We start from the raw sequence: 9,073 nt of genomic DNA on the forward strand, positions 1-9,073 counted from the left end.
ACTCCCGGCACATGAGAAACGGGCCGGTGAGGTTCACCTCCAGCACCCGCCGCCAGTCCTGCGGCCGCCGCGGAGCGGCCGGGGGGGTGGGGGGCGGGTGGGGTGCCGCTGCTGGTGTCGGGGTTGGTGTTGGGGTCGGTGTGGCAGTGGGCTGGGCGGCCTGCACCTGGAAAGACCACTGCTGGATGGTGGTGTTGCCGCTGGTATCGGCAATTTGGACGGCGATCAAGGTCGGTCGATCGGTGGGCAGCGGCTCGGCTGGGGTGTAGGCGAAGCCGGTGCGGGTGAGCTGGGCTTGGGCGGTGACATCCACATTGTTCACCAGCAAGGTAAAGCTATTCAGGTCAATTCCTTGGTCATCTTGGAAACGGGCTGAGATGGAGGGGCGAGAGTTGTCGGTTAGGGATCCATTGGGAGGGGCCAGTTCGCTGATGGTGGGGAAGGTGGTGTCAGTAACCCGCCCGATGGTAATGGTTTTGTCCGGCAACTGCACCAGGGTCACCAGTCCATCCCGCTCCAGGCGGGCAAAAACAGGCGCTTCTGAGGCCCGGTCTTGGCTGCGGAAGGTGTAGCTGCCCTCGTATTGCCCTGGGCGGGTTTCCTGCAGTGGCAGGTTGTAGGCAATGCCGGGGATGGAAAACGATCCCTGCGCCCCTGGGGATCCCAGCAAAAACACGGTAATCGTATCTCCTGGGTTTACAGATCCCAGCTCTTCGCGGGCAAAGAAGGTTCTCACCTCTGGAGCGGCGGGCAGCGTTTCCACCAGAGGCTCAATGGGAATGTCCGGCGTGGTCAGGGGTTCGGGCGTAGGAGTGACCTGGGCAAGGAGCTCGGTGCGGATCCCAGGGCCGGGAATGGCAGCCCCCACCGGCGGATCCAAATTGGGCACCCGGCCCACCTTGGCCAGCGCTTGGTAGGTAAGAGCAGCCACTTCCCCCCGCGTGGCCACCGCCTGGGCATTCAATTGGGTGGGGTTGGGGTAGAGCACCAACAGCCCTTCCTGAACTGCTGTCGCGATGGGGGCGCGGGCAAAGTTGGGAACCAAATTGGCATCGCCGAACGCGGATAGGATCGCGTCAATTTGGCCGGCATCTTCGATGAGCCTGCCGTTGGTGGCTGCACGGGTTAGGACGGTGATGGCTTGTGCACGGGTGAGCACATCGTTGGGACGAAAGGTGCCGTCCGGGAAGCCGGAAACAAACCCTGCCGCTGCCGCTGCGCCGATGGAGGGAGCCGCCCAACTGGGAATCGGATCGGCAAAGGAGCGCACAGGAACGTTGGTATCTAGGCCAAAAGCTTTGGTGACAATGACGGCAAATTGGGCACGGGTGATGGACTCGTTGGGGCGAAAGGTGCCATCCGGGAAGCCGCCGATGATCTGCCGTTCATTCAACCCAGCAATGTACTGGGCACCCCAATAGGTGCTGATATCGGACAGTTGGGCCCAAGCGGGATCCCCAAGCCAGGCCAAGCTGCTGCAACTGATCACCAGAGCGGCGGTTTTCCAGCCCTGCCAAAGGGAAAGCTCACGCATCGTTCACACCTCAGGTTCTTGGTACAGGATTCAGGTCTCGGATCCCCACTCTTGGCTGGGAGAGGCCATAGAAACTGGCCGGACAGAAGAGTTGGAGAGGATATCCAAACCGCACATCCAGACGAGGAAACCTTCCGAAAAGTTCTATTTGGCCGTCGGTTTCGCCAACCTCTTAAGGGGCAGGATTGGGGTAGCGCTGGTGCACCGCCTCGATCTCCGCCAGGATCTGCGGGGACAGCTCCACATCCAGGCAACTGAGGTTCTCTTTGAGTTGGGTCAGGCTGGTGGCCCCAATGATGGTGCTGGTGACAAACCAGCGGCTGCGCACAAAGGCCAAAGCCAACTGGGCCGGTGTCAGACCGTGCCGGCGGGCAATTTGCACATAGGCGGCCACCGCTTCTTCCACATTCGGCTTGCGGTACCGCTGGCCAAAGCCTTCAAACAAGGCCAAACGGGATCCCGGCGGCTTCACCCCCCCCAGATATTTGCCCGTCAGCAGCCCAAATCCGAGCGGGCTGTAGGCCAGCAAGCCCACCTGCTCGTGGCGGCAGACTTCCGCCAGGCCCATTTCAAACGTGCGGTTGATGAGGCTGTAGGCATTCTGAATCGAGACCACCTTGGGCAACCCCAGTTGCTCGGCCACCTGGCAGAACTTGCTCACCCCCCAAGGGGTTTCGTTGCTCAGGCCGATGTAGCGAATGAGACCCTCTTGCACCAATTCCGCCAGAGCCTGCAACTGCTCGGCAATGGGAACGGTGGGCCGCTCCTGGCTGGGATCGTAGGCAACGCCCCCAAACAGGGGCACGTAGCGATCCGGCCAGTGGATCTGGTAGAGGTCGATGTAGTCGGTCTTCAGGCGTTTGAGGCTACCGGCCACCGCCTGCCTGAGGTTGTCGCGGGTAATGGACAGGGATCCGCCGCGAATCCAATGCCAGGGCCGACCAGGGCCGGTGATCTTGGTGGCCAGGATCAGGCGATGCCGCGGTTGGTGTTGCAGCCACTCGCCGATGTAGCGCTCGGTGGATCCCTGGGTTTCCGCCCGCGCCGGCACCGGGTACATCTCGGCGGTATCGATGAAGTTGATCCCGTGCTCCACCGCGTAGTCGAGCTGTTCGAAAGCCTCAGACAAAGTATTCTGCTGCCCAAAGGTCATGGTGCCCAGGCAGATCTCGGAAACTTGCAAAGGGCTGTGGCCAAGCTGGCGGTAGCGCATGGGGAATCTCCATCTAGACAGCACGCCAGTCCCCATTGTGCCCAAAACCTGTCGGCCTACGGGATCCGCCGCTCTGCCCTCCTCCTACCTCGGTGCGGATCCCAGTAGAGGAACGTACTCGCGGTAGAGCTGACCCAAAATTTCCAGACCAATGCGGGTGCGGCTATCGGGGGGGCGAGCCTCAATGGCCGCCTTGACTTGTAAAATCGTGCCCACCGGATAGGGGGAGCGCAGCTCCTCCCGCTTGCCCAAAAACACATCCGTAAAGTAGTCGATCAGCCGCTTGACTTCCCCCACGTCTTTGCGGGAAATGTCCATATCCAAAACGGTGGTCAACTTGGCCCGCATAGCCTGAAAACTTTGCTGGCCGGTGTTGAGGGCCACCCGCTTGGCCAGGCTATCAACCACAATTCGGGTGATTTTCTCTACATTTTGAGTCACAATTTCTCGGTGGCGGGCGGCAAAGCGCAACTGAACCTCATCCAGAAATCGTTCTCGTTCCAGAATCTGGATGCCCTGTTGCTCCAAATCCACCCCATAGCTCTGCAATTGCTTATACTGATTCAAAACCCATTGGTTGTAGAAGGAATCCGCCAAAACTCGCCAATAGCCGATGAGGGTGGCCTCGGCAGAGGGAACGCTGACCAAATAGGCCTCGCTGGTGATCAGGCGCAAATGCTCTGTCAGCTCATCTCGCTCCTTCTCATCCAAGTAGGAGGTGCGCGGCACCCAAACTGCCCCGTACTCGCTTTTCACCTCCCCGGGCAGGGTTCCGAAGAGGGTGTCAAAAAACTGATGAATGCTGAAGAGGAGAAACTTTCCCGGATCCTGAAGGCGGGTGAGCAGTTCCTGTTTTTTCTCCTCCTGATATTGGGCCACCAATTGCTGGGCCTCGGCGATCTGGCCGCGGGCCACCTCCACATCTTGCCGCAGCTTTTCAATCTCCTCCGAGCTCACCATCTCAACACCAGTAGGCTCCCGTTCCCCGCTGAAATAGCTGCCCCCCAGCCCGCTGCCCCCAATGCCCACCAGGGGAGCGTCGCTGTCGTTGTCCAGGGTTAGAAGGCGAGCAAGAGCCTGGAGTCGAGCCTGCCGATTGGAGGAGCGCAGGGATCCCAGCTCCACCGGATCCCCACTTTCCCAACCGTCCAACCCACCAATGCGGTAGAGCGTGTAAAAATACTTGCTGAGTAGAAGCGCCAGCAGATGCCTGTTCTTGACCTCGTTGTACTCCAGGTAGGCTCGCAGACACAGTTGGAAGGCGATGTTGGGCAAGCTGCGACACACCTTCATAATCTGGGTGTAGACCCTTTGCAGGTGAGGCCGAAAGCTGCGTGGGATCGCCTCGGGCCGTAGGCCGCGCAACAAGAACTCCTGCTGGCGCAGATCTTGAGGGGTAAAGTAAAAACTTTCTTGCCAAAGCAGCTCATCCAAGTCACGGGCAAAAATCGGTTTCAAATGGTCGATGATTTGCACCACAACCGACTCGGTGAAGACCGGTATAATCTTTTCGATGTGAAGCTGATCGTAAACGGAGCGCAGCCGCTCGCTGCGGAAGTCTTCGATGGAGATCAGCCCCTTCATGGTTCCGATCCGACCGTCGCTCAGCAGGAACTTATAGACCACTTCGGCAGTGGCCCCTGGGGAGAGAACGGGAGTTCCTGTCAAGTCGGGGCAGATTTGCAGGGGGCGTAGCAGGCGGCTGGTTTCGCTGACGCTGAAGCAACTCCAAGCTGCTGGGTTCAACACCACCGACGATAGGCCGGCCAACAATTGCTTCTCATCCAAGTCCTCCAGCCGGATTTCTCCCCTGGGAACTTCGCTGGGTGCCGGGGGCGAAGTTGCCTGTGAATCCTGAACGGAGGGAGGGGATAAGGATAGGGGAGATGTGCTCATGCGGCAAAGGCCGTTGAATCTTAAAGTTCACTCTAAACGGGCGAAGGATGGATGAGTGTGATCTGTATCTCTGTATCCAATGGAAGTCTCTCAAGAAGAATCTGCCCAAAACCTGCCTCGCAATGATCTGCTGCCACCAGTATCTAGAAACGGTTAGCTTTTGGGTAGCGTGCAACCACGGTTTTGGGGATCCCCGAAGTGATACGCACCTTCAGCTCCGATGGATGAAGCTGTTGAGGCCTTCCCCGTTGTCGTGAACTGCTTGCCGAGCCGGTTTTCCTGCTGCAACCCCTAAGCTAGGATGAAAGATCTGCCTATCGGTATGGGATATCGGGCTGGAGTTGGGTTTGGATGCGTTTTGACTTCAGGATTGGGGTGCAGCGGTCATGACGACCATTTTGATTGTTGACGACGATCCCACAATTCGGCTGGTGTTGAAGCGATCCCTGGAGCGACAGGGCTACACCGTGGAGATGGCCAGCAACGGTTCCGAGGGGCTGGAGCAAGCCCACCTGCTGGTGCCGGGGCTGATCATCTGTGACTGGATGATGCCGGACATGGATGGGCTGGAGGTTTGCCGACGCATCAAAGCCGATCCCAAGTTTTCCACGACGTTTTTTATTTTGCTCACCGCCCGCACCGAGGTCGAAGACCGCATCCAGGGCCTGGATGCCGGAGCAGATGAATTTCTAAGCAAACCCATCGACCCCAATGAGTTGCGGGCACGTGTGCGGGCCGGGCTGCGCTTACACCAGCTCAGCTATGACCTGCAGCAGCAAACGGCCAGGTTACGGGCAGAATTGGCCGAGGCGGCCAGCTATGTGCGTTCTCTCCTGCCGGAGCCGGCCTATTTTCCCGACTGCAAAGTGACCCTCGAGTGGCGCTTTTTGCCCTCCCAGGAATTGGGGGGAGATTCGTTTAACTATCATTGGCTGGATGAGGAACACCTGGCCATCTATCTGCTGGATGTGTCGGGGCATGGGGTGGGATCCGCTCTGTTGTCGGTGTCGGTGATGAACCAGTTGCGCACTCAAGGCTTGGCCGATGCCGATCCCCGCCAGCCGGACGCGGTCTTGCGCGCCCTCAACCACTCTTTTCAAATGGGATCCCACCATGAGATGTACTTCACCCTTTGGTACGGGGTTTACCAGCCGGGATCCCGTCTGCTCTCTTTTGCCAGTGCCGGCCACCCACCTGCTCTGCTCGCCCGTGGCCAGGATTCGCTCCTGTTGACGACCCCCAACGTGCCCATCGGCGTTTTGCCCGACCCCACTTTTCGAAGGGATCAGGTGCGGATCCCGGAGAACAGCCATCTCTACCTGTTCAGCGATGGAGTTTACGAAGTCATAAACCCGCAGAGAGAACTCTGGGGGCTGAACAGTTTGATAGCCCTGCTGAGCAAGAGCGCTGACGGTGGCCTGGATCAGGTGATCCATGAGGCCCAATCCTTTCAGGGGCGGACGGACTTTGAAGATGATTTTTCCCTGCTCCGCGTCAGCTTTGGTTAGAGGTGGGTTGTGGCTGTTTCAAGCCGCTTTGAGGCGATCCCTTGAGGATTCCCGTTTGCGACAGCTCCAGCCCCTTTCCCAAAGGAAGAGAGGAGCCGGGAATCGAGGCGATGCCCAGCGCGACCGGAAATGACCCTCTTGGCTCAAGGGGACTCTGTCCTGCTGTCGCGATCAGCCATCCGGCCCCTGGAGTTGCTCCCACTGAGCGGGGGTAAAGGTGCGCAGGGCCAAAGCATGTAGGCGGCCATCCTGCAGGTAGGCTTTCAGGGCCTCATTCACCAGCCGGTGCTGTTTGATCAGGGGCAAGCCCTGGAATTGTTCCGCCACCACAATGGCCTGGAAATGGTGGCCATCGCCGACCGTGTCTTCCACCTGTACTCTCGCACCGGGCAGGGCGGCCCGTACCAACGCCTCAATTTCTCGTGGATCCATGCGCTGTTGTCCCCGTGGTCTCACTGTGTCCAAGCTCAAGATCCCGCCTCGGATCTCGACCTGCTCATCCATTGTGCTCCGCACCGCTATCGCGTCCACCTTAGACGGTTCTGGGGCAAAACGGGATCCCTTCCGGCCCACTACGGGCAGAGGCCAGGCTGGGATGGCTCAGCACCAAGACCTCGGTGATGGGGCCGCGTTTGTGGCCCTGGGCGTTGATGGCACGGCTGGCGGAGATGGTCTGGATGGGGTAATCCCGGTACAGTTCCCGCACGAAGGGGCAATCGGAATTGGAGAGCAGCACCTGCACGCCTCGGTCGGCCAAGGTTCCAAACACCTCTCGCAGGCGGATCTGTTCCGCTTCGCCGAAGGCAAACCGGCTGTAGGCGGTGAAGCTGCTGCTGGCAGAAAGGGGATGGTAAGGGGGATCCAAATAGACGAAATCTCCGGGTTCGGCTCGTTCGAGCACCTGCCAAAACGGCTGCACTGTGATCTCCACGCCTTGCAAAACTCGTGCCACGGCCCGTAGGTTCTCCGCGTCGCAAATGCGGGGATTACGGTAACGGCCCAAAGGGACATTGAACTCTCCCCGCGAGTTTTCCCGGTAGAGGCCATTAAAACAGGTCTTGTTCAGATACAGCAGGCGGGCAGCCCGTTGCGCCGGATCTTCAAATCGAGCCGCGCGGATGGTGTAGTAATAATCCCGGCTGTGGTGGGCTTGGTGGTGGCTGAGCAGGGCGATAAGCTCCTCCACGTGATCCCGCACGCAGCGATACACATTCACCAGCTCAGGGTTGATATCCGACAAAACAAAGTGTCGAGAACCCGATGGGATCCCTTGGGCCAGATGAAAAAAGACCGCTCCACCCCCCAAAAAGGGCTCGTGATAGGTGTTCCAGGTGCGAGGGAAAAAGGGTTCGTATTGGCTCAGCAGTTGTCCTTTCCCCCCTGCCCATTTCAGGAAGGGACGCGCTTTAATGGCTGGTGCTGCCGGAGTGGGTTCGCAGGAGTCGGGCGCAGGATCTTCCCGCCGCAGGGCATGCCTACGTCCAAGAGAACAAGGGTGGGTCAGCGATCCGGATCCTCTTCCAGCAGCTTTTCTAGCGTCTCGATCCAATGCTCCAGCTCCTCCAGCGCCTGCAACACTCCCTCTGGGTCGCTCAGATCCGCCTGCAGCATCTGGGTGGTTTCTGCCAAAGTCAGGGATCCGGGCGGGCTGGCCAACCAACGAAGGTAGTGGGGCAGAAAGTTGCGCGGAGAATCATGATAGCGGCGGTGACAGGCCAAGGCCACCAGGCTGGCAAGGCTGGCCTGATAGGCACTGAAGGGGCGGAGAAACAGCTCCGGCATCCCCACCCAGTAGAACTGGTGTTCCGGCAACAGTTCCACCGCATCTCCGCACAGCTCCTGACACAGCTTCAACCACTCTTCGCTCACCCAGGAGGAGTAGGTTACACCGTTTTCCCATTCGGGGATCCCCGACCGATAGAGGAGCAGCTCCAGCCGACCGATCAAACCCTGGTAAAACACCGCCTGCAACTGGGCTTCCAGATGATGTATCAACAGGGCCTGGGCCAACTTGAGGCTGCCGGAGCGTTCCCGCCAGCGGTGCGGAACAGCTTGCCCCTCCGGGTCGTAAAGAGCGGGCCTGCCCACGCGGGGGGATCCCACTGCCAATGCAACCAGGTGATCCAGGAGTATCTGCTGCAAAAAGATGGTGTGGGCCTGCACTCCCCACGTTCGCGCTGGAGGTAGAGAGCACCACGGCTGAGTAGCCCCTTGCATCTCCTCTAGATCCAGCCAAACTTGGGGATCCTCAGGCCGGAGCCGCCGGCTGAGGGTGGCAAGGGTCTTCAACAAGAGCTCGCTCCCGCCGGATCCCGTTTCTCCTGGTCTAGACGAGGACTCTGTTTCGCTGACGCGAGTGGGCTTGTCTGCCTCGGTTGCGATAGCGCCGACTTCCAGCAGCCAGGGTTTGGCCTGGGCAGCACACTCAGGGCAAAAGTCCTGCAAAGCAGCCCAGATTAGAGAGGTGGCCTCAGCAGGGGTCAGGGGTGGAACGGGATCCCGCCAGGGCGCACGCAAGTCGCAGATGCGAATGGAACGCCCCATGTTTCGGCTTTTGAGGCGGTAATAGCGCTGGAACAGATCCAACCGATCGCGGATCCCTTCCAGGAGGTTCTCCAAAAAAGTTTGAGTCAGGCCGTGGCGGGCCAGATACAGGTCGGCAGCAGAGTCATAGCCCCGCCATTGGGCCTCCCACAGGTGGTCGCGGATCAGGGTGCTGAGGATAAACCCACCCAGATCTGCATGGGCCTCCAGGTGTTGGCCCAGCCGCTGATAGGCAGCCCAACGGATTTCGGCGCTGGCGTGGGTTGGTAAGCTCTGTTCGCGCCAGTGGGACGGAGTTCCTAGCTGGACAAGGGTGTGATCTGGGAGCGCGGCAGGCGAGTTCAGGGTCACTTGCCACAACTGCCGCCAAGCCAACCT

At 59.6% G+C, this 9,073-nt stretch carries 7 protein-coding genes; 1 reads left to right on the plus strand and 6 read right to left on the minus strand.

Features of this window, described 5'->3' with window-relative positions:
* The 3 genes from NW838_RS02995 to NW838_RS03005 form a co-directional block, all read right to left on the minus strand.
* On the minus strand, positions 1 to 1,534 hold a 1,534-nt coding region (locus NW838_RS02995), incomplete at its 3' end, for an S-layer homology domain-containing protein (RefSeq protein WP_414427478.1).
* A 172-nt stretch (positions 1,535 to 1,706) separates the two neighbouring features.
* The gene (locus tag NW838_RS03000) at positions 1,707 to 2,747 is read right to left on the minus strand and encodes an NADP(H)-dependent aldo-keto reductase (RefSeq protein WP_414330066.1); all 1,041 of its coding nucleotides are present in this window, start codon (positions 2,745 to 2,747) and stop codon (positions 1,707 to 1,709) included.
* Between the two features lie 84 nt (positions 2,748 to 2,831).
* Positions 2,832 to 4,535 carry a hypothetical protein gene (locus NW838_RS03005; protein WP_414355532.1) on the minus strand — a complete coding sequence of 568 codons (1,704 nt, stop codon included), beginning with the start codon at positions 4,533 to 4,535 and terminating at the stop codon, positions 2,832 to 2,834.
* Positions 4,536 to 5,029: 494 nt separating this feature from the next.
* Between NW838_RS03005 and NW838_RS03010 the strand changes: the two genes are divergently transcribed.
* Positions 5,030 to 6,151, plus strand: a complete 1,122-nt coding sequence (locus NW838_RS03010; protein WP_414355531.1) for a PP2C family protein-serine/threonine phosphatase — start codon at positions 5,030 to 5,032, stop codon at positions 6,149 to 6,151.
* A 171-nt stretch (positions 6,152 to 6,322) separates the two neighbouring features.
* Here NW838_RS03010 and NW838_RS03015 read toward each other — a convergent pair whose 3' ends face one another.
* The 3 genes from NW838_RS03015 to NW838_RS03025 all read right to left on the minus strand — a co-directional run.
* On the minus strand, positions 6,323 to 6,655 hold the full coding sequence (locus tag NW838_RS03015; protein WP_414330062.1) for a BolA family protein: 333 nt from the start codon (positions 6,653 to 6,655) through the stop codon (positions 6,323 to 6,325).
* A 28-nt stretch (positions 6,656 to 6,683) separates the two neighbouring features.
* Complete coding sequence (locus NW838_RS03020) at positions 6,684 to 7,700, minus strand: DNA adenine methylase (protein WP_414355530.1); 1,017 nt, start codon at positions 7,698 to 7,700, stop codon at positions 6,684 to 6,686.
* The coding region (locus NW838_RS03025) for a peptidase M3 (RefSeq protein WP_414427479.1) at positions 7,652 to 9,073 on the minus strand (1,422 nt) is incomplete at its 5' end. The genes NW838_RS03025 and NW838_RS03020, both read right to left, overlap by 49 nt.

The sequence above is a fragment of the Synechococcus sp. R55.2 genome, from assembly GCF_047462075.1.
Lineage (GTDB): Bacteria > Cyanobacteriota > Cyanobacteriia > Thermostichales > Thermostichaceae > Thermostichus.

Coding starts and splice junctions, on each gene's coding strand:
- NW838_RS03000 (WP_414330066.1), bottom strand. CDS start 2,747: ATGCGCTACCGCCAGCTTGGCCACAGCCCTTTGCAAGTTTCCGAGATC.
- NW838_RS03010 (WP_414355531.1), top strand. CDS start 5,030: ATGACGACCATTTTGATTGTTGACGACGATCCCACAATTCGGCTGGTG.
- NW838_RS03015 (WP_414330062.1), bottom strand. CDS start 6,655: ATGGATGAGCAGGTCGAGATCCGAGGCGGGATCTTGAGCTTGGACACA.